Here is a 24019-nt window from a genome sequence, read left to right as displayed (position 1 = left end):
TCATCACCGGCACCAAACCAGCACACGACACGAGATTGTCATCATCGAACACCGCCGACGAGGGCGCGAACCTGTGACACACTCTCACCGAAAGTGCCTTTCTTGAGCTGGACGATTGTTGTCTGGAAACTCCAATCATCCCAGGTCAAAAGGCACTTTCCTCATCTCGACACCCGAAACGAACCCAATCCATCCGTGGATCGAGGCTAAGCCCTCCGGCCAAAAACAGCGCCGCGACCTTGGGTAGCCGATTCAGCGCCAGGCTCAGATGCATCTGCCCAGACGCCCTGCCGTGACTCACACCCAGCGCCGCAGCCACCTCGGCAGCAGCGCTGTCCCATTCGTCGCAAGCCCAGTCGGCGCGCTGGTCGCTGGCGGTGCGCCGACAGGTCAGCTCGGCGATCGCCGACAACCGCCGAGCACTCGCGGCCGCCTCCGCGCGGGCGCAGTCCTCGATCGCTGCTACCAGCGAAGCGTCGTCGCATCGGCGCAGCTCCGCGGGTTCCAGCAGCGATACTTCGAACATATGAGCGATACTAGACGAGGGTACCGACAACACGATGGGAACTGACCACCCGCCGACAACGAAGCGTGAAGCCGATGCGGTAACCGCGGTGCTCGCAAGCCCGCGAGCATCAAGCAGCGCGGCGAGATCGCGTTGCCCGGGTTCGGCGGCAGACAGCGGCGAAAACGCTGACTGTGGGCTCGCTCCAGTCGCGCAGCCCTATCCCGGTATTGAACGTCGAGGAATTGGGCGGCCAGGCCGCGGAAGAACGTGGCCTTGCTGGACTGCAGCGTAGAACGGCGCGCGATCGCCGCTGATGACTGACGGCCGTTTGAGTCGTAGCCGCGCTGGAACAGCGCGAGTATCAACAGCAGATGGTAGGTGCGGCTGTTCTATCAGCTTGGATGCCGTAAGCTGCTGTCCCCCAGGACAATTCAGAACAACTTGTTCCTATCTTGCACGTGTTCGCGCGCAATAGCGCTTTGCTCTTGGTTACGGAAACAGTGTTGTCTGCGCCTGTGACACGTTTTTGCCGCGGCGGACCTTGCCTTTGGATGTCGACTTGGATTCTTCGGCGGCCCGGGGTGGTTCAGAGACCGGTCTCGCCGAGTTCAACTCAAGCGTCGTTGCGGCACCGATAAATGCGGCTTCGAGCACGGCGGTCGTGAGGTCAAGACGACCGAAACCGCCGACACGAATCGCGTTGCAATGCGTGAGTTCCGATATTATTTGGCTGGTTTCGAGAACAGCGATGCAGCAAAGGGAGCGCCATGTGCCCAGAAGCACGCGGATAGACAGTGGCAATATCCGAACCGGGTGCCGACGGTTGGCTTGACTTCAGCTCCACCCCCTATACCGCAACGTTGGATGAGGTTCACGATTGGTTTGTGGTTCGCGCTCCCAACCAAGAATCTCGAATAAGGCGATTTGACGCGCTCTCCCTCCATCTGAGCCTGCTCTATGAGATGGGTGGGCCATCCCCCGTGTGGCTCGGCGGCGGTTTCATCTCGCACAACGCGCAAACCATCCCCGGAATCCGGCTCGTCTATCTCTGCGAAGATCGCGAGCATCTGCGGACCCTGCTCCGCAACGACGGTGTGTACCAACTCCTCACTCTGCAGACGGTCTTCGCCGAGAAGCCCATGATGGTGAGCATCGCCGAGCTACGCCCTGTCGGTGGGCTGGTAGATGCTTATTTGGCGTCCCCTGCCCGACGGGCGTTTTGGGCGACCTGGTTGTCGATGATCACCCGGCGGGACGGAAGCACCCTCCCGGGTACCCGGCAGGGCTTTGTGGAGGTAACACTATGACTGTGGATCCGGTCGACGAGTTCGGCGCATTGCGCCGAGCGCGTGATGCCGCGCTGGCCGCCGAAACAGGCGACGAACTCGTCGACGCCTACGAGCAGGGCGTGATCATGATGGCCTGGTCGCAAGTCGTCGGGCAGGTGCCAACCCTCACCGACACTTTGCGGGTGACCATACTCGGGGCCGACGACATCGACTCCTACACCGTCGGAACGGTCTCTCGGGCCTTCCAAAACGCGGTGGCGCGAGTCGACAAGGCAACCCGCCGTCCCACCTCCACAGCCCTCTCCCTGACCCGCCGCGACCGTGAGCGCGCTGAGCTCGTCCAACAGGCCCAAGTCGGCAATACCGTGTACTTCCGCGTGCCGGCGGTGCCGCTCTCCCCCGGCGGTTACGACATCGGCATCCAGTCGGGACGAGCGGGTGCGGCGATTCGTGAGTTGGTCGAGACCCTGCCAGCCAGCGCCGACGACGAGGAGTCGGCAAAGGGAATCCTCGGCGCGCCACGGCTATTGAGATTGGCCGTACAAGACATTAGTAACGTTGCGGCCTTGGTGCCAGAAGGCCTCGAACTCGACCTGGAGACCAGCGCCGAAGAAATCAAATCCGTACTGACCCGCGACCGCGCCGCGAAACTTCTCACTTTTTTGGGTAACCGAGACACCGTCGAAGACACCGAAACCGTGGTCGGCAAACTTGACGGGTTTCGGGGTACTCGTCGCGTTTTCTACCTGATCAAAGACGACAATTCCGAGATCGCCGGGTCAATCGAAGGCGACCTTCTTTCCACCGTGCGCAATTTGGTGGGCACCAGGGTGCGCGCGCGCGTATCGACAACTCGGTGGCGAGCGCAGAACGGCCGCCTCGGCCCAAAGCACTACGGCTTGCTCGACCTCATGCCTGCCGGTGAGCAGGAAGCCATGTTCAGCGATGGATAGGTGGTCGAACGTCGAAGCTCCTGACGTGAAGCCATCGCTGTCGGATGAGCCACGCGCGACGTACCGGCAGCGAGTCGGGGGCGGTTCGACATCGTCGGCCGAATCGATGTCGGTCTACGACGTTGACGCCTAGTCATCGTTCGGTGACCAGCTGTTCCCAGCTATTCATAGTAGGTGCCGATTTGATGCCGATCCCTTGACCGCGCAAAGGGCAACCTCGGTGTCCAGTGGTTGCGTCACACCCGACGACCATCCGGGGGCTCGCCAATGATCACCCCACGGAGAACGACGGCAAGAACACGCCGACACACACAACGACGAATCATGTGCTACGCCAGGGAGGCAGCTGCTCGTGTGTCAACTGCGACACTCCGGCACCTCACCGACGTACCCAGCCAGGGCAATTGACCGTCACCCGGTCGGTTGGCGACTGCGGTAGCAATCTCGTCACAATCCGTTACCGTCAACCGGAGTTTGGTCCAAAAGAACGTCCGGCCTGGACCATACTCTATTTCGGGGTTCGCCGACCCGCTGCAGTCTCCCCGATTCGGAGCCGCCATGGACACACACGAACTGCGCATTTCCAACGTCAGCGTCTTCGACAGCGTCGACGGCCGGATCACCGGGCCCATGGACGTCACTGTCTCCGACGGGTTGATCGCCGCGGTGGCACCTGCAGGCTCAACCGAATTCTCCGGCCCGCATATCGACGGGACCGCAAAAACGTTGATTCCCGGACTGATTGACGCGCATTGGCATGCGATGTTCGCCACCATCCCGGCAGTGGTGGCCCAGCTCAGCGAGCTCGGCTACGTCTACGCGAAGGCGATCACCGGCGCCCGGGAAACGCTGCTGCGCGGCTTCACCACGGTCCGCGATCTCGGCGGGCCGGTGTTCGGAATCAAGCAGGCCATCGATGAGGGCGTGATCGTCGGCCCGCGCATTTACCCGTCCGGCGGGTTCATCTCCCAGACCGGCGGCCACGGCGATTTCCGGCTGCCCCACGAGGTCCCTCGCGGTGTCTGCGGACACCTGAGCTACACCGAGATCATCGGTGCCGCCGTCATCGCCGACGGCGAAGCCGAAGTGCTGCGGGGAGCGCGAGAGATGTTGCGGCGCGGCGCCTCTCAGCTCAAGCTGATGGCCGGCGGTGGGATCAGCTCGACGTACGACCCGATCGACGTCGCCCAGTTCACCGAAGCCGAGATGCGCGCGGCGGTGGCGGCCGCGGAGAACTGGGACACCTACGTCACCGTGCACGCCTACACGCCCCGCGCGATCCGCGCCGCCGTCGCCGCCGGAGTCCGTTGCATCGAGCACGGCCACCTCATCGACGAGGACACCGCCGCACTGCTCGCCGAACAGGGCATCTGGTGGTGCCTGCAGCCGTTCGTCGACGACGAGCCCACGATCCCCGTCACGCCGCAGACGAGGGCAAAGCTGCGGCAAGTGGTCTCTGGCACCGACGCGGCCTATCGCCTTGCGATCAAACACCGGGTCAAGGTCGCATTCGGAACCGACATATTGTTCGACACCGCACTCGCCAGCCGGCAGGGCGCCCAGCTGGCCGAACTCACCCGCTGGTACACACCCGCCGAGGTGCTGCAGCAGGCGACGATCCGCAACGCGGAGCTCTTGGCCATGTCCGGACCGCGCAACCCCTACCCGGGCCGCCTGGGGGTCGTGGCCGAAGGGGCCCTGGCCGACTTGGTTCTCGTCGACGGCAACCCGGTGACCGACATCTCGCTCATCAGCCGGCCCGACGAGGCTTTCGTCGCCATCATCAAAGACGGCAGGTTGGTCAAAGGCGCTGTCGCGTAAGCACATCCAAGCCGGCGGCCCATGCATCCGACCCGTAGCAGCCACCCGCTGCCGACTCACCACCGGAGGCGCTGCGGATGCGACCCGCGCGCGGCGGGGCCGCGACTTCGGTAAACGACGTAGGGCCGGAACAAATACGCGACGGGTGCGCTGAACGCGTGAACCAGCCTGGTGAACGGCCAGATCGCGAACAACGCCAGCGCGATCATCACGTGCAGCTGGTAGTACAGCGGCGCCTGCGCCATCAGTTCGCCACGAGGCTGCAGCACCCAGATGGACCGGAACCACACTGAGACGGTTCCCCGGTAGTTGTATGACTCGCCGAACGTCCCTGAGCCCAGCGCGGTCGCGTACAGTCCCGCAACTAGCGCCCCGACCAGGAATAGGTACATGAGCTTGTCGTTAACCGTGGTGGCCAGGTACACCGGACCACGGCTACGTCTGCGGTAGATCAGCAGCGCCAGTCCCGTCAGGGTGGTGATGCCGGCGATCGATCCCAGCACAACCGCCTGGACGTGATAGACATGATGACCCACCCGGGCCGCGTCCGTCCATGATTCCGGTATCAGCAGGCCGATGACGTGTCCGACGATCACGACCAGGATGCCGTAGTGGAACAGCGGGCTCGCGATCCGCAGCAACCGCACCTCGTAAAGCTGCGACGAGCGGGTGGTCCACCCGAACTTGTCGTAGCGGTACCGCCACCAGGTGCCCACGGCGACGATAGCAAGCACCACATACGGCACCGCGTCCCAGAAACTCTGACCGAGCACCTCATTCACCTCCGGAGTTGCGTCGCGTGCAGCGACCTCATGGCTGCCGCCCCCGCGGGAACATGCCGGGTGGCACGCCCCGGCCGTCCCAGTTGAGGAGGTTGACCCGCGATGGACGGTTGGCGTTGGCGGCCATCCCTTCACTGGTCTGCCGTTGCCGCAGCGCATGGAACGTCTCGACCGCCACCGGCAGCGGTACTCCGCTGGCCTCACCGAACGGCCCGGAGCCGTACATCCCGGGGCCGCCGTCGAAGGACAACGAGCACCCGGGTTCCTCGACGGCATCGGCATCCACCTCGTAGGCGGTCGGGATCACGTAACGATCTTCATATTTCGCCAATGCGAGCAGCCGGTACATCTGGTAGATCTGCTCTTCGGTCATGCCGACCGATTCCGGGATGTGCGGCTGTGTCGGCCGCCCCAGGTTGATGTCGCGCATATAGGAGCGCATCGCGGCCAGCCGGCGCAGCACGGATTCCACCGGGGTTGTCTCACCGGCGGTGAACAGCCCCGCGAGGTACTCGACGGGTATGCGCAACGCCTCCAGTGCGCCGAACAAGTTGCCGAGGTCCTCACCGTCGTGGCCGTCGCGGCCGATGGCGTCGACCACCGGAGACAGCGGCGGAATGTACCAAACCATCGGTACCGTGCGAAATTCCGGATGCAGCGGCAGCGCCACCTGGTAGGTGTTGATCAGCGCATAGACCGGGGAGCGCTGGGCGGCCTCGATCCACTCATCGGGGATCCCCTCGGCCCGCGCGCCGGCGATCACGTCGGGATCGTTGGGGTTCAACAGGATTCGCCGGTGCGCAGGGTAGAGATCGGCCTCCCGCTCCACCGACGCCGCCTCCAGCACCCGGTCGACGTCGTAGAGCACCAGACCGAGGTAACGCAACCGTCCGACGCAGGTTTCCGAACACACCGTCGGCAGGCCTACTTCGATACGCGGATAGCACAGCGTGCACTTCTCCGCCTTGCCGGTCTTGTGGTTGAAGTACACCTTCTTGTACGGGCACCCCGACACACACATCCGCCAGCCGCGGCAACGATCCTGGTCGACGAGCACGATCCCGTCCTCGGTGCGTTTGTACATCGCACCCGACGGGCAGGACGCCACGCACGACGGGTTCAGGCAGTGCTCGCAGATCCGCGGCAGATAGAACATGAATGCCTGCTCGAGTTCCAGCCGCACCCGTTCGCTGACCTGTTGCAGCACCGGGTCGCCGGGCACGATTTCCGGCGAGCCGCCGAGGTCGTCGTCCCAGTTCGCCGACCACGACACCTTCATCGGCTTGCCGCTGATCAGGCTGCGCGGCGGCGCCACCGGCATCTGCTCGCCCAGCGGGGCGGTGATCAGCTTCTCGTAGTCGTACGTCCACGGCTCGTAGTAGTCGGCGAGGCTCGGCATCTTGGGGTTGGCGAAGATCTTCAGCAGCTTGGCCAGCCGGCCGCCGCCGCGCAGCCTCAGTCGACCGCGCTTGTCGCGTTCCCAGCCCCCGCGCCAGCGCGTCTGGTCTTCATAGGTGCGCGGATAGCCTTGGCCCGGACGGGTTTCGACGTTGTTGAACCAGACGTACTCGGTGCCGCTGCGGTTGGTCCATGCCTGCTTGCAGGTCACCGAGCAGGTGTGGCAGCCGATGCACTTGTCGAGGTTCATCACCATCGCCAGCTGCGCCATGACTTTCATCAGTAGGCCACCTCCTGGGAGCGGCGACGCACCACGGCCACCTCGTCACGCTGGTTGCCGGTTGGGCCTAAGTAGTTGAACGCGTACGCGTTCTGCGCGTAGCCGCCCGCCAGGTGGCTGGGCTTGATCAGCAGCCGGGTCAGCGAATTGTGGATGCCACCGCGACGCCCGGTGGTCTCGGTCAGGGGCGTGTCGATGGTGCGCTCCTGGGCGTGGTAGACGAATACGACGCCGTCGGGCATCCGGTGACTGACGATCGCTCGGCACACCACCACCCCGTTGCGGTTGACCGCTTCCACCCAATCGTTGTCCCGCACAGCGATTTTCGCAGCATCACCGACGCTCATCCACATGGTGGGACCGCCCCGCGACAGCGACAGCATGAGCAGGTTGTCCTGATACTCCGAGTGGATGGACCATTTCGAGTGCGGCGTCAGATACCGTACGGTCAGCACCGCGCCGTCACCACCCAGTCTCGGCTCACCGAAGAGTCGCGACATGTTCAGCGGCGGACGGTAAATCGGCAGCTGTTCGCCGAGCTCTTCGACCCAGTCGTGGTCCAGGTAGAAGTGCATTCGGCCGGTGAGCGTGTGAAACGGCTTGAGCTCCTCGATGTTCACCGTGAACGGCGCATACCGGCGCCCGCCGGTCTCGCTGCCGGACCACTCCGGGCTGGTGATCACCGGCACCGGGCGGGCCTGGGCGTCGGCATAGGTGATGCGGCGTTCCTCGCTGCCTTCGGCCAGATGCGCCAGCCGGCGTCCGGTCCGTCGTTCCAGTTGATGAAAGCCCTCGACTGCGAGCCGGCCGTTGCTCGTTCCCGACAGTGCCAGGATCACGTCAGCCATCCGCTCGGCGGTGGTGATCGCCGGCCGCCCGGCAGCGGGACCGGAGTTGAGCACCCCGAACTTGGCGGCGAGCTCGTCGACTTCGCGATCCGGCCAGACGGTGACGCCTTTGGTGGTCAGCCCCAGCCGCTCGGCCAGCGGCCCCAGCGCGGCCCACTTGTCGGCAATGGCGGCGTAGTCCCGCTCGACCACCGCGATGGTACCCATGGTCTTACCGGGCTTGGGTAGCTCTCCTGTTGCGCGCCAGTCGTATTCGGTTCCCGACGGGTAGGCCATCGCCCCGGGTGTGTCGTGCTGCAGCGCGCCGAGCACGACGTCGGTTCGAGTGCCCAGGTGCTTGGCCGCCAGGGCCGAGAAGACGCTCGCGATCGCGCCGAATGCCTGGTAGTCGGAGCGGGTTTCCCACGGCGGATCGATGGCGGGGCTGAATGCGTGCACGTACGGATGCATGTCGGTGCTGGACAGGTCGGCCTTCTCGTACCAGGTGGCGGCCGGCAGCACCACGTCGGACAGCAATGTCGTGGACGTCATCCGGAAGTCGATAGACATCAGCAGGTCAAGCTTGCCTTCACCAATATCGTCGCGCCAAACGATGCCGTTGGGCCGCAACGCTTCTGGCGCCGGCGCTGCTTGCAGATTCGATGTCGTGCCCAGCAGGTGCGTAAGGAAGTATTCGTTGCCCTTGCTGGACGAGCCGAGCAGGTTGGCGCGCCACACGTTGAGCACCCGCGGCCAGTTCGCCGGGTCGTCGGGATCAGCCAGGGCCGGTTTGAGGGCGCCCGTGGCGAGTTGCTCGGCCACGTAGTCGACGATGTCCCGCCCGGCCGCGCGTGCCTCGTCTGCGACGTCGAGGCTGGAGCGGTTGAACTGCGGGTAGAACGGCGTCCAGCCCATCGCGACTGCGGCGGCCAGCACGTCCATGGTGTGCTTGCCCGCGAACCGGCCGCGGCCGGTGGGGCTGGCCAACGTGTCGGCCCGGTAGCCGTCGTAGCGCCACTGGTCGGTGTGCACGTACCAGTACGACGTGCCCGCCATCTGGCGCGGCGGCCGCGACCAGTCGGTGGCCATCGCCATCGTCGCCCAACCCGTGACGGGGCGGCACTTTTCCTGACCGACGTAGTGCGCCCATCCGCCGCCGTTGCGGCCCATCGACCCGGTGAGCAGCAGCAGCGCCAGCACGGCCCGATAGGTGGCGTCGCCGTGGAACCATTGGCAGATGCCCGCGCCCATGATGATCATCGACCGGCCGCCGGATTCCTCGGCGCTGCGGGCGAATTCACGTGCCACCCGAATGACCTTGCCCGCCGGCACCCCGGTGATCAGCTCCTGCCAGGCCGGCGTGTACGGGTACCCCGCATCGTCGTAGCCGGTGGGCCAGTCTCCCCGCAGCCCGGGCCGGGCGACCCCGTACTGGGCCAGCATCAGGTCGAATACCGTGCAGGTCAGGTTCTCGCCGATGCGGCGCACCGGGACGCCGCGAATCATCGTCTGGCCGCTGCCATCGGCGGTGTCGAAGCGCGGCAGGATGATTCGCGCGGTTTCGCCGGCGCTGCGGTGCGCGACGGTCAGCGCCGGCACGATGTCCCCGAGGTCGAGGTTCCACTTGCCCACGCCGTCGTCGCCGTACCGGAAGCCGAGCGAGCCGTGCGGGACCGCGGGCCGGTCGGTGGCGCCGTCCAGCAAGACCGGTTTGAACGCCGCGTTCTCAACGTCGTGGCCGAGGTCGGCGGCGGTGAGAACCTTGCCCGGCACCACGTCGTCACCGCGGCTTTCCAGCTTGATCAGAAACGGCAGGTCGGTGAACCGGCGCACATAGTCGACGAAGAACGGAATCCGTTGTTTGACAAAATATTCCGACAAAATGATATGCCCCATGGCCATGGCCAGTGCGCCGTCGGTGCCGGCCGCACAGGGCAGCCACTGGTCGGCGAACTTGGTGTTGTCGGCGTAGTCGGGGCTGACGGTGACCACCTTGGTGCCGCGGTAACGCACCTCGGCCATCCAATGCGCGTCTGGCGTGCGGGTGACCGGCACGTTCGAGCCCCACATGATCAGGTACGCGGCGTCCCACCAGTCGCCGGACTCCGGCACATCGGTCTGGTCGCCGAACACCTGCGGCGCCGCCACGGGAAGGTCGGCATACCAGTCGTAGAACGACGTCATGGCGCCGCCGATCAACTCCACGAAGCGGGAGCCGGCCGCGTGGCTGACCATCGACATCGCCGGGATCGGCGAGAAGCCGGCGATGCGGTCCGGACCATAGGTCTTGATGGTGTGCACGTGCGCCGCTGCGATCATCTCGGTGGCCTCGGCCCAGGTGATGCGCATCAGCCCGCCTTTGCCGCGCGCCCGCTGGTATCGGCGGCGCCGGTCGGGGTCGGACACCACGTCGGCCCACGCCAGCACCGGATCGGTCAAGCGCGCCTTGGCTTCCCGGTACATTTCGACCAGCACACCGCGGGCATAGGGGTGACGCACCCGCGTCGGCGAATAGGTGTACCACGAGAACGCGGCACCACGGGGACAGCCGCGAGGCTCGTATTCCGGGCGGTCGGGGCCGACGGACGGATAATCGGTCTCCTGGTTCTCCCAGGTGATGATCCCGTCTTTGACGTAGATCTTCCACGAGCAGGACCCGGTGCAGTTGACGCCGTGGGTGGAGCGAACGACTTTGTCGTGACTCCACCGGTCGCGGTAGAAGACGTCACCTTCGCGCCCGCCCTCCCGGGTGACGGTGCGCAGATCGGCGGAGAACTGCCCCGGCGTGAAGAACCTTCCGGTGCGCTCGAGGAGTTCTTCGATGCGGCCCCCGGGCGGGTTGCTCACGTAGTCGCCTCCCTGCGTTCGGGTTCGTCGGCATGCAATCCCAGCGCGGTGTATGCCAGTGCTACCAGGGCGGTCGCGACCAACAGCGCCAGCCCGACCGTGTAGTCGTTTTCGACGGGGTCGTAGGTGGCGCCCATCACCATCGGCGGGAAGTAACCGCCCAGTCCGCCAGCGGCGGCGACGATGCCGGTGATCGTGCCGACGGATTGGGCGGGCGAGCGGCGGGCTACCCAGGCGATCACGCCGCCGGTACCGGCCCCCAGGAAGATTGCCAGCGTGATGAACGTCAGCGCCGAGAACACATCCGGCGGCGGCTTCAACGTCGCGATCGACGCCAGCGCCGCAGTGCCAGCCAGCGACCCGAGGACGACGTACTTGGGTGCGAAGCGGTCGGCCAGCGCGCCGCCAACCGGCCTGGCCACCACAGCAGCCACCGCGAAACCGGCCGTGCGGGCGCCCGCGTCGACCGCGGAGAATCCGTAGATCGTCTTGATATAGGTGGGCAGGTAGTTGGCAAACGCGACGAAGCCGCCGAACACGATGGCGTACAGGAACGACATCTCCCACGTCACCCGTAGCTTTGCGGCGGCGGCCAGCTTCGGTAACACCGGACCGGTATTCGGCGTGAAGTCCGGCGAGTTACGCATCACCAGTACGCACGTCGCGGCGGTGAGCGCCAGCGCCACGGCGATGATGACGTGAGTGGTGAACAGGCCGAACCAGCGTACGAATCGTGGTGTGAAGAACGCCGACAACGCGGTGCCCACCATGCCCATGCCGAACACCCCGGTGGCAAACCCACGGCGGGCGGCCGGATACCACGCGTTGGCGAACGGGATGCCGACGGCAAAAATCGTGCCCGCGATCCCGAGGAAGAACCCGAACACCAACAGCAACGGGTAGGAACCGTATTTTCCGGCAAGCCCCACCGCCAGCACCGGCGCGATCGACGCCAGCGAGATCGCCATGAACATTGCGCGCCCGCCGAACCGGTCGGTCAGCGAACCGATGGCGATCCGGCCCAGCGCCCCGACCAGAATCGGCGTCGCCACGAGCAGCGAGGCTTTCGCGCTCGACAGCAGCATCTGCTCGGCATAGGTGGTCGACAGGGGGCCGATCATGTTCCATGCCCAGAAGTTGATCGTCGAGACCCAGGTCGCCAGGGCCAAGTTCGCGTTCCGCTGTGCGCCGATATCCGGCGTACTCGCCGTATCCACGGCTATACCCAATCACCTCGTCAACCGGTTCGAAACCAAACCGAGCTAATTGGCCGGCCCGCAGCGGCCCGGTACGTGTTGTGCTATTCCCCAGCCCGCACCGCGGACACGAACAGATTCCGCGGGGCGCTGTCTTCGACTTCCTTCGGCGGGTTGCGGTCGTAGCCGGCCATCAGCTGGGCGGACGGCGTCACCGTCACCTCCCAGCCGTGGCGACGCAACCAGTCGCCGACATCGTCGCGTTCCTCGAAGTACCACAACTCGTCGGTGCTGGGCACCTCCCGCTGCGGGTCGATCTTGGCCATCAACGCCCGGACGCGGTCCATCCGCTCGCGCCGCTTGGCGCGGAAGTCGGGATCCAGGAAATCGGGGCCCAGCGCCTCGACAGCGATCCGGCTACCGCTGACCGCGAGCTCCTGAACGCGGTTGAACAGCAAGTCCTGTGCAGCCGCCGGCAGGTACGGCATGAGCCCCTCTGCGGACCATGCGCTCGGCGCCGACGCGTCGAAACCGGCCTGCTGCAAGGCCTTCGGCCAGTCTTGGCGCAGGTCGACCGGGACGCCGACTCGATTGCAGGTCGGCTCGGCCCCATGCTCATGAAGTGTCGACGTTTTGAACTCCAGCACCTTGGGCTGGTCGAGTTCGTAGACCGTGGTGCCGGCAGGCCACGGCAACCGCCAGCACCGCGCGTCCAGGCCGGCGGCCAGAATCACCGCCTGACGGATACCCGAGCGGGTGGCGTCAAGAAAGAAAGTGTCGAAAAACGCTGTGCGGCAGGCCATATAGTTGATCATGGCCTGCATTCGCAGGTGCGCTTCGGGTTCGGCTTGGAGAACCTCGGCGGGTAGCTGCGGCGCCGAATACCAGTTCCACACGCCGTCTCCGGCCGCGTCGAGGAAAACCCGTGCGAACGGATCGCGGATCAGCGGCTGCTCGCTCTGGGTTTCGGCCGCGCGCGCCGCTGCCACACCCAGTGCCGTCGCACCCACGCTCTCGGTGATCTCCCAGCTGTCGTTGTCTGTTCTGGCGGTCCTGGCCATGCGTTCACTTCCTCCCGCTCGAGCACCGACCCTACGTGCCAGCGCCTAGACCGACAGGCTCGGGGGACGCGGGTCCGCCGGATATCAGCCGACCGCGAGGATGAGTATCGCGGCGTCATTTGCGCAAGTGCGTCGGCTCGCTGTCGAGACTCGTCAACTGCCCGTCGTGGTTCCGCGCCAGCTGAGCCAGGTGGGGGTCACCTGCCGGTGAACGATTACGCCATTGATGTCGACATCGGTGAACGAGACACTGTCACGTGCGGGGTTCTCGCGGCGCGGCTTCGCGCGGCATAGGGTGGTCGCCGTGGCTGATGCCTTGGGAGGCTCGCAGACCCTGGTAAGAATCCTGGCCGAGCACGGCCCGTTGCACGAGGACGACGTTGCAGCGCGGCTACGGGATAGCGGCATGGCCGACCCGGAGGCCGAACTTGACCTGATACTCGACGAAACACAATGTCCAGCAACGAAATTGGTTGACGACAGATGGGTGTGGCTGCCGACCTTGCTGGCCGGGCGGGTGTTCACCCACCGGCTTGGCGCCGAAGAGCTGGCCTATGACGCTCTCAACGTGACCCCGGATCTCGATCCCGTCACCGCACTGTGTGAGCACGAGCAGTACCAGCGGCTCGCGGACGGTTCGCCGGCCGGGGTGGTGCTGGCCGACTTCGACGACGAGTTGCTCGAACAGCGCGGCATCCCGGACGAGGCGGTCGACCCGGGCGGGGCGCTGCTGCTGGCGCCGGGCACATTAGGCGCGCTGGGGTTGGCCGAGGGCGACCTGGCCGGGGTCCGGCTGACCGAGGCGGGGCTGGTGGTCGAGCGGGTCACCGAGGTCGCGTCGGCCCAAGGAGTGGGTGTGCGGCTAGCCGCGATGCTCCACGCCCAGGAGCCGACGTACTTCGACGCCGCAGTGTGGACGCTGTGCGCGGAGGACCCGCAGCTGTTCACCGAGCCGCTGCCGCCGCTGTCCGAGATCGTCCACGACCACGGTCTGGCGCGCCACGGCGAGTGGCTTGCGCCGGGCGGATTCGATTTTCCCGCTTGGCTTTTCAAGCTAGAGTGCCAAGCGCTGGCCGAACGTCATGAACTCGACCCCAACCACGCGGTCGCGTTGTACGTGCTGGTCACGTTGCACGACCAGATCGCAGAGCTGCTCGACGCGGGCCTGGCGCCGCAGGAAGCGTTGACCGCGGCCACCGACGGCGCGACAGGACCCGACATGGATCTCGTCGGTGAGTTCGGGGCCGCCCTCGCCGATCCGTTGCTGGCTGAGCTGTTGGTGGCCGAAACGATCGGCACTGACCGGGTGGGGACGGCCGGGCTGGGTTTGTTCGCCGAGGTGCTGGAGTCGAAGGTGCCCCGCCCGGCGCGGGTGGCGTGTCGGTGGCTGCGCGCCGTCGCGCTGGAGCGGATGGGCAAGGTTGAAGCCGCCGAACGCGAACTGCTGGCTGCCGAGACGATGGATCCGGATTGGCCGTTGCCATTGTTAGATCTGGCCCGCATCGCCTCCGATCGTGGTGACGTCGATCGCGGGCTAACGTTGCTGCGCCGCGCCGGCGCCGCGCCGGACTACCCGCTGGTGGAGCTGCTAGAGCAGTACCGGGCCGAGCCGCGCCGCGACCTCGGCCGAAACGAGCTGTGCTGGTGCGGATCTGGGCGCAAGTACAAGAAGTGCCATCTCGGGCGTGAACAGCTGCCGCTGAACGACCGAGCGCGCTGGCTGTATGCGAAGGCCATCCAGCATGCGCTGATGAGCGGCTGGAATGACCTGCTGATCGAGGTCGCCCACGAACGCTCCCGCCACGCCGGCGATGATCCGGACGCGCTGACCACCGCGCTGGGTGATCCGCTGGTGATCGACGCGGTGCTGTTCGAGGGCGGGGCGTTCGTGGAGTTCCTACAGGTGCGCGGGTCGTTGCTGCCAGACGACGAGCGACTGCTGGCACAGCAGTGGCTGTTGGCGCACCGGTCGGTGTTCGAGGTGGAGCGGGTACAACGCGGCCACAGCGTCACCGTGCGCGACCTGCGCACCGGCGACACCCATGAGGTGCGGGAGCACGCGGCCGGCCGCCTGCTCAAGCCGGGGCAGCAGGTGTGCGCGCGGGTGCTGCCGGCCGGTGACACCATGCGATTTTTCGGCGGCGTGGAACCGGTCGCGCTGCACGAACGCGACCCGCTGATCGAACTGCTCGACACCGAACCCGACGCGGTGACGCTGGTGGCCTACCTGAGCCTTCGGTTCGCGCCGGCTGCGGTTCGTGTTGCCGCACCGCCCGACCCCGCGCCCGAATAAGACTATAGATATAGTTGCGTAGCGCAATAGTATGTACGTACGCTATTGCGAAACGTGGTGGATCATTTGGCCCGCTGCGGCACCCGGTGACTGACAACGTCAGCGCAGTCCGGACATTTGGGGCCGCAATTGTTAGCGCGGCTCGGAGGAGTCGATGTCCTGGAATGTGCGACGGGGACCACAGACCACTCCGCGGCAGCAGGTTGGGCGTGCTAACGGGGCACCCCTACCGTTTCGGCTACCTGACTGCCATGGTCATCGATACCACGGGCAACGGTCTGTGGGTTCCATTCGCGCTGCTGTACTTCACGCATGGACGCGGCATGAAGCTGGTCGACGCTGGTGCCGCGCTGACAATGGGCAGCCTCGTTTCGTTGTTGGCCGGCGGTTTGCTGACGGGAGCCATCGTCGACCGTATCGGGCCTTTTCGCTCGGCGACGCTCAGTTCATTGATCCGGGTGATTGCCTTCCCGTGCTACCTGGCTGACAACACCGTTGCTTCGCTGGCGATCATTGCGATGGCGGTGAGCTTCGCCGGCCGGCTGTTCTGGGTGGCGCACCCGGGGATGGTACGTGCCTTGGCTCCGGCGGAAGACGCTCGCGTCGGCCTCTTTTCGCTGATCAGCGCAATGCGCAGCATTGGCCTGGGGATCGGTGGGCTGGTCGCCTCGCTCGGAGTGTGGGCCGAACGCGGCAGTGGGCTTTTCTGGAGCTTCATCGTGGTGGCCAACACGGTCAGCTTCGCGGTCTGCGGACTGCTGTTCTGGCGGCTACGCGACTTCGATCACAAGACCAGCGACCGCGACACCAGCGGCGTCGGCCGGTACCGCGACGTGTTGGCCCAACGCCGCTTCTTGGTATACGTGGTCGCGGTTTTCGTGCTCGCACTAGCAAGCGTCGGGTTCGACTCGATCCTGCCGGTGTATCTGCTGGCGCTGGGATATCCGGCCTGGACTCCGCCGGTCGCCTACCTGCTGGCAAGCGCGTTGATCGCCGCGTTCGCACCGCTGGCGACCAAATGGGGCCGTTCTCGGCCGGGGCTGCGCCTGTTGGCTCTAGCCGCCGGGCTGCTCGGAGTCGCATTCGCGGCACTGATCGCGATGGTCGCAGCCGACGACATCGGCAGGATGGTACTGCTCTCGGCGGCTGTGATGCTGTTCAGCCTGGCCGCAGCCACCTGGGGAGCCACCGCGTTCCAAGTCATGTTGAGTTTTGCGCCGCGGGACCGGGCGGGTCGCCATTCCGCGGTTTACTCGTTGTCGTGGGGCGTCGCCATCGCCGTCGGCCCAGGGCTGTTCTCTTCGTTGTTCACCCTTGGCCGCGTGCTCCCGTGGATCTTCCTCGCGGTGGTGCTCGTTTTCGCGATCACCGCATTCCTGACCTCATCGCGCATCGCCCTGCACGAACTTGGCGCATCCGGGTAATACGGCTCATGAGCCAGGCATCGCCAGCGAGGGCTCAACAGCGGCGCTCATGCTGTGATCGGATGCGGCCCGCCGGGCTTGCGCTAACACCTGCTTGGCCGGCTGTCCGAGAGCTTCTGCGGCAGCCACAATGTCACGCCACTCGGGGTTGACGTTGACGGTTTCACCGTCGAGCCGGGCAGTCTTGATCCGGATCGGTTGCCCGCCAACCTGAACCAGGCTCTCGGACCTGGCTAACTTGTGATGCTTGGCCACCGTGAATTCCCGCAATCCGATCGAGCTGGTCTCGCGGAAAATGATCGCGCGCAGATCCGCGGCGCGCTGGCTTGGGGCCAGTACGGACAGGGTGTGCGCGGGCCGCCCCTTCTTCATGATGATCGGGGTCAGCCAGGCGTCGTAAGCTCCGGCGGCGAGCAGGCGCTCGATGACGTACGGCCACACCCGCGGGTCGAGGTCGTCCACATTGGTTTCGAGCTGCACGCTGCAGGCCGGTTGGCCGGCCGGCTCGCTGACGACGATGCGCAGCACGTTCGCCGTCTCAAACGAATTATGCTGGCCGGCGCCGTATCCCACCCGGCGCATGATGAGTGGGGGCAGCTCGCCCCAATCCGTCACCAGCGTCGCGAGCACCGCCGCGCCCGTAGGTGTGGGGCAGTGTGCGGTGGCTGTACCGCCGGCCACCGGGACGCCCTTGAGCAGCTCCACGACGGCGGGAGCCTGCATTCCTGTTTCGCTGCCAAGGCCGACCGGCGAACAGTACAGCGTCTCCAAGCCCAACCGATGGAACCCGGCCGCCGCTGCGACTATGCAAGCGAGGGTGCTGGCGTCTTTACCGAAGTTCCTACTCTCCAATGGGATACGGGATACCCGCGACTCGGCCTCGGCCAACCGGCGAACGATGTCGTGGACGGACTGTCGAACGGGTTCGGCAACTCGATTGAGCAGCCGCGAAATCTCGGCAAGGTTCCGGATCTGCGGGTCTTCGTCGCCAACGACGCGCACCTCCGTGGCGCCGATGCCGCGCCGCTCGCATGGCGTCGACGCCAGCGTGATGCCAAGGCCAAGTTGGTCGACCGCCGTCTGCAACAGCTCCAACGGCACGCCCACGTCGACGAGAGCGCCGAGCAGCATCTGGCCGCTCACCCCGGCTCGGGCGTCGATCCAGCCGATCATGTTCGGTTTAGTGCCAGCAGGATTCGGTTCGCTGCACACGCCGCTCCGAAGCCGTTGTCGATATTCGTCACGGTGACGCCCTGGGCACAGCTGGTCAGCATCGAGCGAAGCGCGGTTTCGCCGTCGGCGGCTGCGCCGTAGCCGGTCGATGTGGGTACCGCGATCATGGGCTGGCCGGTGAGCCCGCCGACAACCGAGGCGAGTGCGGCATCCATGCCGGCAACCACGATCACGACGTCGTGGTCGACGATCTCGTCGACTCTTTCCAGCAGACGCCAGATACCGGCTACACCAACGTCGGCGATGCGCGCGGCCTTGAAGCCAAGGAACTCGAGCGTCCGGCAGGCCTCGGCCGCCACGGGGATGTCTGAGGTGCCGGCGGTGACAACAGCCACCGTGCCGTTGCGGGCCGGTAGACAACCATGAAGGACAGCGGTTGCCGACTCCTCGTCGTATTCCAGCGCTTGGCCGGTGAGTGGCCGGACGGTCTGGTATTGAGCGTCGCTCATCCGGGTGAACAGAACCGGGTTGTCGGGCCGTTCGAGCAACTCGGTCACGATGGCGCGTAGCTGGCTGGTCGTCTTATTGAGGCAGAAGATCGCCTCGGGCATTCCGACGCGCGCCAGGCGGGTGTAGTCGTAGCAAACGGTCATGCCAGCAGCTCCAGGGCGCGACCGGGACGATATGGCTTGTCGTCCAGGACGACTCGGTGCAGCGACGGTTCCACCCTCCGCATGGCCGCAGCCACCCGGTCGATGACCTCGTCGGTGACACGTGCGGCGTCTTCCTCGCGAACCTCGATGAGCACGACGTCCTCACGCAGCCGGCACCGGACGACGTCGATTCCGGTCAGCATGCGCAGCAGGTCTTCGCCGATCTCGATCGAGCGAAGCCGCAACGGCGTGACAGCGGTATCCGTGTACAGGCGGCTGGCCAGGCATGGCGATGCGGGCAGATCCGCAAAATCCAACCCCAGCGTGCGTGCGATCGACCGGATGTCTTCCTTGCCCAGACCCGCTTCAACGTATGGGTGCCGGACGTGATTCTCCTCGGCGGCGATCAGACCGGGCCGGTACTCGCCGAGATCGTCGACGTTGGCGCCGCTCAACATTGTTGCGCCGTCGCACGTCGGCAGTTCGCGAATCGCGGTGTAAAGGTGACTCTTGCAGAAATAGCAGCGGTTACGCGGATTGGAAAGGTAGCGCTCGTCGTCGAACTCCTTGGAACGAACCAGCTGCAACGTCCATCCTTCGGCTTCGGCATGCGCCACAACCCGTGCCGTGGCCGCGGCGGGAACCGCCGGCGTGACCGCGTGCGCCACGGTGGTGCTTTGCGGCGCCGCTCGGTGGGCGACCGTGGCGAGTAGCAGACTGTCCACGCCGCCGCTGCACGCTACGATGCGCGTGGGTATGTCGCACAGGACGCGATCTAGTCGAGTTAATGGCATTGACCTGCCTTTCCGAAATACGTTGTCTTCGTTTAGTGTTCGCTGATAATGGTCGCATTGGCGGGCCATCGGTGGCCGTACAGCGGATGCTGATAGCCTGGTGCCAGGAGCCGTTGGCGAATTGCCGCAGCTCGAGCGCCGACGGCTTGGCATCCACAGACTGTGAACTGCACCTGATTGAGCGCCGATCCCTCGGCGGCGGGCGCCGCCGAGGGATCGAGGTAGCGGCCGCCATATTGACGCCATATTGAGATGTGGTTATTGAAGTCTCGGGTCCTCGGGAGTTGGCGAATTCGCAGTAGTATATGTGCTAATATTGCGCTTAGCAACTGTTGTCTATGGCATATTTCCCCAGGGTCCGGCTCCGAGCTCTGATGCAGCCACACAAGGTCATGGATCTTGGCTGACTGCAACATGCTCCGTTCCGACGCGGGCCACACCCGCATCGGCTCAACCCCGGAATCGAGTTCCGGCCCCTCCGGCCGATAGCTATGCCCCTTCCAATCGAGCGCGCCAATGCCCTTTCCCATCGAGCGCGCCAGCACCGGCATGAGGTTTCGGTACCAGTCGGTGTGAGTGCCATAAGTCAACGGCAGCACGAAGCCGCCGCCGTAGGGATGGCTGCCCATCAGCGTCCGGAGTGACGCCCGCTGCGGCGACCCACGTGGATCAGCAGGCCCCAATCTTCATGCGCACTCCTTCAACGACGACTGAATCGCTGCAAGGCTACGCAGTGCCGATCCGCTCGGCGTGCTAGACGGCTTCGCCGTGGCAGATGGTCCCGTCGAGCAACGGTCCGAAAATCGGCTCTCTTGAAGCGGCGCATCGGCGCATGATGGAGGGGTGCGGATCGGAGTCGGATTCTCCACCGCGCCCGATGCGCGCAAGGCGGCGGTAGAGGCCGCCACGCAGGCGTGCGACGAGCTCGCCGGTGCGGCGCCGTCATTGGCCGTGCTGCTCGGTTCGCGGTCGCACTCCGATCAGGCGGGAGACGTCCTCACCGCGGTGCAGCGCATCGTCGGCTCCCCCCCGCTGATCGGCTGTGTCGCCCAGGCGGTTGTCGCCGGCCGGCATGAGATCGAGGACCAGCCGGCGGTGGCGGTGTGGCTGGCGTCGGGTCTGGCCGCCGAAACGTTCCAACTGGACTTCGTCCGCACCGGTTCGGGCGGACTGCTGACCGGTTACCGGTTCGATCGGACCGCCCAGGATCTGCATCTGCTGTTGCCGGACCCGTACACATTCCCGTCGAGTCTGCTCATCGAGCACCTCAACAGCGACCTGCCGGGCACGACCGTGGTGGGTGGCCTGGTGAGCGGGGGACGCGGACCGGGCGGCAGCCGGCTGTTTCGCGATCGCGGCGTGTTCAGCTCCGGGCTCGTCGGGGTGCGCCTGCCCGGTGTGCGCAGCATCCCCGTCGTATCGCAGGGCTGCCGGCCAATCGGCCGTCCCTACATCGTCACCGGCGCGGATGGCGCGGTGATCACCGAGCTGGGCGGGCGCCCGCCGCTGCACCGGCTGCGCGAGAGTGTCGAGGCGCTGCCGTTGCACGAACAGGAGCTGGTCAGCCGTGGCCTGCAGATCGGCATCGTGGTCGACGAGCACCTGGCGACTCCAGGACAGGGCGACTTCCTGATCCGCGGGCTGCTGGGCGCCGATCCTTCGACCGGGGTGATCGAGATCGGCGAGGTCGTCGAGATCGGCACCACGGTGCAGTTCCAGGTCCGAGACGCCGCGTCGGCGGACAAGGACCTGCACCTGGCCGTGGAGCGGGCGGCAGCGGAGCTCGGTGGGCGTCCGGCGGGCGCGCTGCTGTTCACCTGCAACGGGCGGGGACGGCGGATGTTCGGGGTGGCCGACCACGACGCGTCGACGATCGAGGATCTGCTGGGTGGGATTCCGCTGGCCGGTTTCTTCGCCGCCGGCGAGATCGGCCCGGTTTTCGGCCGCAACGCGCTGCACGGCTACACGGCGTCGTTGGCGCTGTTCGTCGACTGACTGCGCGGGGTGCGTCACTGGTGTCACAGCTGACACGCATTATGCGTTGCGCCCGGCCAGCCGGGTGCCGGCGCGATTGCGGCAACCGCAGCGGCACAACAGATTTCGATCGTGACCCAGGACAGAGCGTCGTCTGCCGTAAGGCGTGCGTAGCCGGATAAACGCATTAGGCGGCCGCACGCTCCGCGAACGAGCGGCCCAACGCCGCACCGATCTCGAGCCGCAGCCGTCGTGCCACGGTCGCATCCCGCCTGGATTGATTACAAAGTTGACTTCTGCAACTATGTCCGATACAGATGTATAAATTTTGATACAGACGTATATAGCCGCCGCTGGGCGACGAGGGAGTCAACACAGGCGCGGGGTACCAAGCGATCCGAAGGGATGTCGGCAGTGACGCTGTGGGTGGTTCCCGTATACGCAGCGGGCGCGACGGCATCGGTGAAGTGGTTGAACGCGCTGCCGGTAGCGGCGTACAACGGCTCCGATGATTTCGGCGATGGTTGCTGCCTCGGTCTCGCTGCCGCCTCAACGATGTTGAGCAGCAATGGTTTACCGCCCGCCGAGGTGACCGCCCGAAAGTGCCGGCCAATTCCGCGGCTCGCGCCGGCGCATACCGGCCAGGCTATGGCGCCGGTGTCGCCGCAGCAGCGTTGGCGCACACTCCCGCCACCGGTCTGGGGTGAACACACTGGCGACACCGTGAATGGCACATCGAAGACATCGTTTGACCCCGCATCGCAGAAAGGACCCATCCGCCCATGTCCAAACCGACCCGTAGCCCAAGACCTGAAAACACCGCCGACGATGCCGAATCTGGTTCGGCGCAACCCAAAGTCGGGACCGCCAAGTCGCGGCGAGGCAGGCTTGCGGCCGGCGCCACGCTGGGAGCGCTGGCACTGACCAGCGGCATCGCCGGCATCGTCGACGCCTCAAGCCCGACCACCGCCAACGGCCTCGGCGTCGATGTGGGGCGACTTACCATCACGCTGGCCTCCCACGGCGGATTCAAGCTCGACAGCTGCACGAGCAACACCAACGACACTTCCGGTAGCAGCCTCAGCGGCGGCACGTCGAGCAATTCGAATGACACGACGGCTACTACCCAAGACAGCACTACCGCAACCAGCAGTTCCGGCGGCGCCAATGAACCTCCCGCAGATACTCAGACGATCGTGGTCCCCAGTAACGACCAGCCAACCGGGCCGCAAGTTACGTTCAGCACCGGCGCAGCAGGCGGGTCTGACGAGTACGACTACTACAGCTCGAGCGACTCCGATGACGACAGTTCAGGCACGAATAGCATCGCGGAATGGCAAGCGAACAACAACGAATACCGGCCTGACGACCCTAATAGTGAAGAGCAATCGGATCTCGACTATGCAGCCGCGTATGCCGCAGGCGACCCGTATACCCCTGACAACTAACGGCTAACAGGCAGATCGGCATTTCGCGCTGATCCGGTATGACCGGACTGGCGTGATCGGAAAGACATTTGGGTCCGAGATGTATATGCGTTCGACAACCCGGAAACACCAGCGGCATAGTGCGGATTTCCGGCCTCGGCAAGAAAGCGGGCGAGGTTATGGTAACCATTGCCGATAGTGCCCCGCCCCCTACCGCCACCTCCGGCATCACACCTACTGGAAACGATGATTCGGGCACGAAGGTGCTCGACGGTCAGCTTCGTGAGGCGTTGGCCTTCGAGGCGCCGTATGTGCTTGATCGGCTGCTTAGCGACCGGGTGGTCGAGACCCGCGCTCAGGCCGAGGAGCTTTTCACTGAAGTCAAGAAGTATCTGGTGTTATGCGAGCTGAGCCACGACATGGCTATCGGTATGTATTCGGAGATGGTCGATGCCGCCTGGCACACATTTATCTTGTTCACCGATCAGTATGCGGACTACGGGCGGCGGTTCTTCGGCCATTATCTCAACCATACCCCCACTATCCACTCCGACCCCGGGCACAACGGGAAGGGCGCGACGGCGGCGAAGATTCGGCTGCCAGCAATTCCAGTGAATGGCATGGGCCCGCGGCGAAAGTCCACGTTCACCGATTTCCGCGAGCGCTACGAAGCATTGTTCGGACAACCACTCCCCGATGTCTGGCATGACGTCTGCTTTATCACCGTCAACCGGCGGATGCTTGTCGACGACCGCCGCGGCCGGCTTACCTTGGCTCGCAGTGACGGCTACGTCGCGCTGTATCGCGACGACGGCGCCGCCGTCTTGTCGGTCAACGATATGGCCTGTGCGGCACTGCAATTCATCATCGCAGCGGGCGTCTTCTATGTCCGGGAATTGCCCGGCGGCCTGACCGACGATGAAAAGGTCGGCCTTGCTCAAGCGCTCGTCCGGTCTGGCGCACTCAAAGTCGCTCCCTAGCAACATGTTCGGTGTCGACGGGGCCGCCGCAGGGCGGGCGGGTACGTCACCAGTGTCACCGGCTTTGGACGCCAACGGCTTTCCCGAGCCCCTGGTGGGGCCGGGCGGTCAGCGGGACGCCACCGGATGAATTCGTCAATGCGGCAACCAGGCCGCGGTTTCCCATCATTCACCACCAGCAAGGCCAGGAGCCATCGTGTTTGATTTTGCGCTGTTACCGCCAGAGGTCAATTCGGCCCGGATGTATACCGGTCCGGGATCGAGTTCGCTGCGGGCCGCCGCGGCCAGCTGGCAACTACTGGCAGCCGAACTGCGCTCCGCGGCCAGCATGTACCGATC

Annotated in this window: 17 protein-coding genes and 2 pseudogenes; 9 read left to right on the top strand and 10 right to left on the bottom strand. The window is 65.4% G+C overall.

Going from position 1 to position 24019, the window contains the following annotated elements:
- Positions 1-154: 154 nt before the first annotated feature.
- Positions 155-526 (bottom strand): annotated as a pseudogene (locus EET13_RS04510) (DUF222 domain-containing protein); the annotation flags it as partial.
- A gap of 471 nt (positions 527-997) precedes the next feature.
- Positions 998-1291, bottom strand: coding sequence for a hypothetical protein (locus EET13_RS04505; RefSeq protein WP_122441176.1), 294 nt, complete (start codon positions 1289-1291; stop codon positions 998-1000).
- Positions 1292-1302: 11 nt separating this feature from the next.
- On the opposite strand from EET13_RS04505, the gene EET13_RS04500 reads away from it, so the two are divergent.
- The 3 genes from EET13_RS04500 (at position 1303) to EET13_RS04490 (ending at position 4571) form a co-directional block, all read left to right on the top strand.
- Positions 1303-1815, top strand: coding sequence for a hypothetical protein (locus EET13_RS04500; protein ID WP_136624807.1), 513 nt, complete (start codon positions 1303-1305; stop codon positions 1813-1815).
- Positions 1812-2750: a hypothetical protein gene (locus EET13_RS04495; RefSeq protein ID WP_136623102.1), complete on the top strand. Its 939-nt coding sequence runs from the start codon at positions 1812-1814 to the stop codon at positions 2748-2750. The genes EET13_RS04500 and EET13_RS04495 overlap by 4 nt, the downstream gene beginning before the upstream one ends.
- A gap of 558 nt (positions 2751-3308) precedes the next feature.
- On the top strand, positions 3309-4571 hold the full coding sequence (locus EET13_RS04490; RefSeq protein ID WP_122441173.1) for a metal-dependent hydrolase family protein: 1263 nt from the start codon (positions 3309-3311) through the stop codon (positions 4569-4571).
- 56 nt (positions 4572-4627) lie between these two features.
- On the opposite strand, the gene narI is transcribed toward EET13_RS04490, so the two are convergent.
- The 5 genes from narI to EET13_RS04465 form a co-directional block, all read right to left on the bottom strand.
- Positions 4628-5344 (bottom strand): respiratory nitrate reductase subunit gamma, encoded by a 717-nt coding sequence (gene narI, locus EET13_RS04485; RefSeq protein WP_168990676.1) that lies wholly within the window; start codon positions 5342-5344, stop codon positions 4628-4630.
- Positions 5345-5381: 37 nt separating this feature from the next.
- A complete protein-coding gene (narH, locus tag EET13_RS04480) occupies positions 5382-7031 on the bottom strand; it encodes a nitrate reductase subunit beta (RefSeq protein ID WP_122441171.1) in 1650 nt (549 codons plus the stop codon).
- The gene (locus tag EET13_RS04475; protein WP_122441170.1) at positions 7031-10705 is read right to left on the bottom strand and encodes a nitrate reductase subunit alpha; all 3675 of its coding nucleotides are present in this window, start codon (positions 10703-10705) and stop codon (positions 7031-7033) included. Before EET13_RS04475 ends, narH begins: the two co-directional genes overlap by 1 nt.
- Positions 10702-11898 (bottom strand): MFS transporter, encoded by a 1197-nt coding sequence (locus EET13_RS04470; RefSeq protein ID WP_280177659.1) that lies wholly within the window; start codon positions 11896-11898, stop codon positions 10702-10704. The genes EET13_RS04475 and EET13_RS04470 overlap by 4 nt, the downstream gene beginning before the upstream one ends.
- A 107-nt stretch (positions 11899-12005) precedes the next feature.
- Positions 12006-12962 (bottom strand): class I SAM-dependent methyltransferase, encoded by a 957-nt coding sequence (locus EET13_RS04465; RefSeq protein ID WP_122441168.1) that lies wholly within the window; start codon positions 12960-12962, stop codon positions 12006-12008.
- Positions 12963-13266: 304 nt separating this feature from the next.
- Here EET13_RS04465 and EET13_RS04460 point away from each other — a divergent pair.
- Together EET13_RS04460 and EET13_RS04455 are read left to right on the top strand one after the other, a co-directional pair.
- Positions 13267-15210: pseudogene (locus tag EET13_RS04460) on the top strand (SEC-C metal-binding domain-containing protein); the annotation flags it as partial.
- 254 nt (positions 15211-15464) lie between these two features.
- Positions 15465-16679, top strand: coding sequence for an MFS transporter (locus tag EET13_RS04455; protein ID WP_168990674.1), 1215 nt, complete (start codon positions 15465-15467; stop codon positions 16677-16679).
- Between the two features lie 6 nt (positions 16680-16685).
- Here the strand turns inward: EET13_RS04455 and larC2 are convergent, their stop codons facing one another.
- Genes larC2 through larE form a run of 3 tightly spaced genes read right to left on the bottom strand, consistent with a single transcriptional unit; the run spans position 16686 to position 19299 of the window.
- Positions 16686-17852, bottom strand: coding sequence for a nickel pincer cofactor biosynthesis protein LarC2 (larC2, locus tag EET13_RS04450; protein ID WP_122441165.1), 1167 nt, complete (start codon positions 17850-17852; stop codon positions 16686-16688).
- Complete coding sequence (larB, locus tag EET13_RS04445) at positions 17849-18505, bottom strand: nickel pincer cofactor biosynthesis protein LarB (protein WP_122441164.1); 657 nt, start codon at positions 18503-18505, stop codon at positions 17849-17851. Before larB ends, larC2 begins: the two co-directional genes overlap by 4 nt.
- Positions 18502-19299, bottom strand: coding sequence for an ATP-dependent sacrificial sulfur transferase LarE (larE, locus tag EET13_RS04440; protein WP_122441163.1), 798 nt, complete (start codon positions 19297-19299; stop codon positions 18502-18504). The genes larB and larE overlap by 4 nt, the downstream gene beginning before the upstream one ends.
- 843 nt (positions 19300-20142) lie before the next feature.
- Here larE and EET13_RS04430 point away from each other — a divergent pair.
- From EET13_RS04430 to EET13_RS04415, 4 genes are all read left to right on the top strand, one after another.
- Positions 20143-21294: an FIST signal transduction protein gene (locus EET13_RS04430; protein ID WP_122441161.1), complete on the top strand. Its 1152-nt coding sequence runs from the start codon at positions 20143-20145 to the stop codon at positions 21292-21294.
- Between the two features lie 761 nt (positions 21295-22055).
- A complete protein-coding gene (locus EET13_RS04425) occupies positions 22056-22721 on the top strand; it encodes a hypothetical protein (protein ID WP_122441160.1) in 666 nt (221 codons plus the stop codon).
- Positions 22722-22879: 158 nt separating this feature from the next.
- Positions 22880-23680, top strand: coding sequence for a glycine-rich domain-containing protein (locus EET13_RS04420; protein WP_136623101.1), 801 nt, complete (start codon positions 22880-22882; stop codon positions 23678-23680).
- Between the two features lie 196 nt (positions 23681-23876).
- Positions 23877-24019 (top strand): PPE domain-containing protein (locus EET13_RS04415; RefSeq protein ID WP_483237958.1); only part of this gene is annotated, 143 nt, incomplete at its 3' end.

It is taken from the genome of Mycobacterium attenuatum (assembly GCF_900566085.1).
Lineage (GTDB): Bacteria > Actinomycetota > Actinomycetes > Mycobacteriales > Mycobacteriaceae > Mycobacterium > Mycobacterium attenuatum.
The sequence above is the reverse complement of the archived record's forward strand: the minus strand, read 5'-3'. Positions and strand labels throughout refer to the sequence as shown.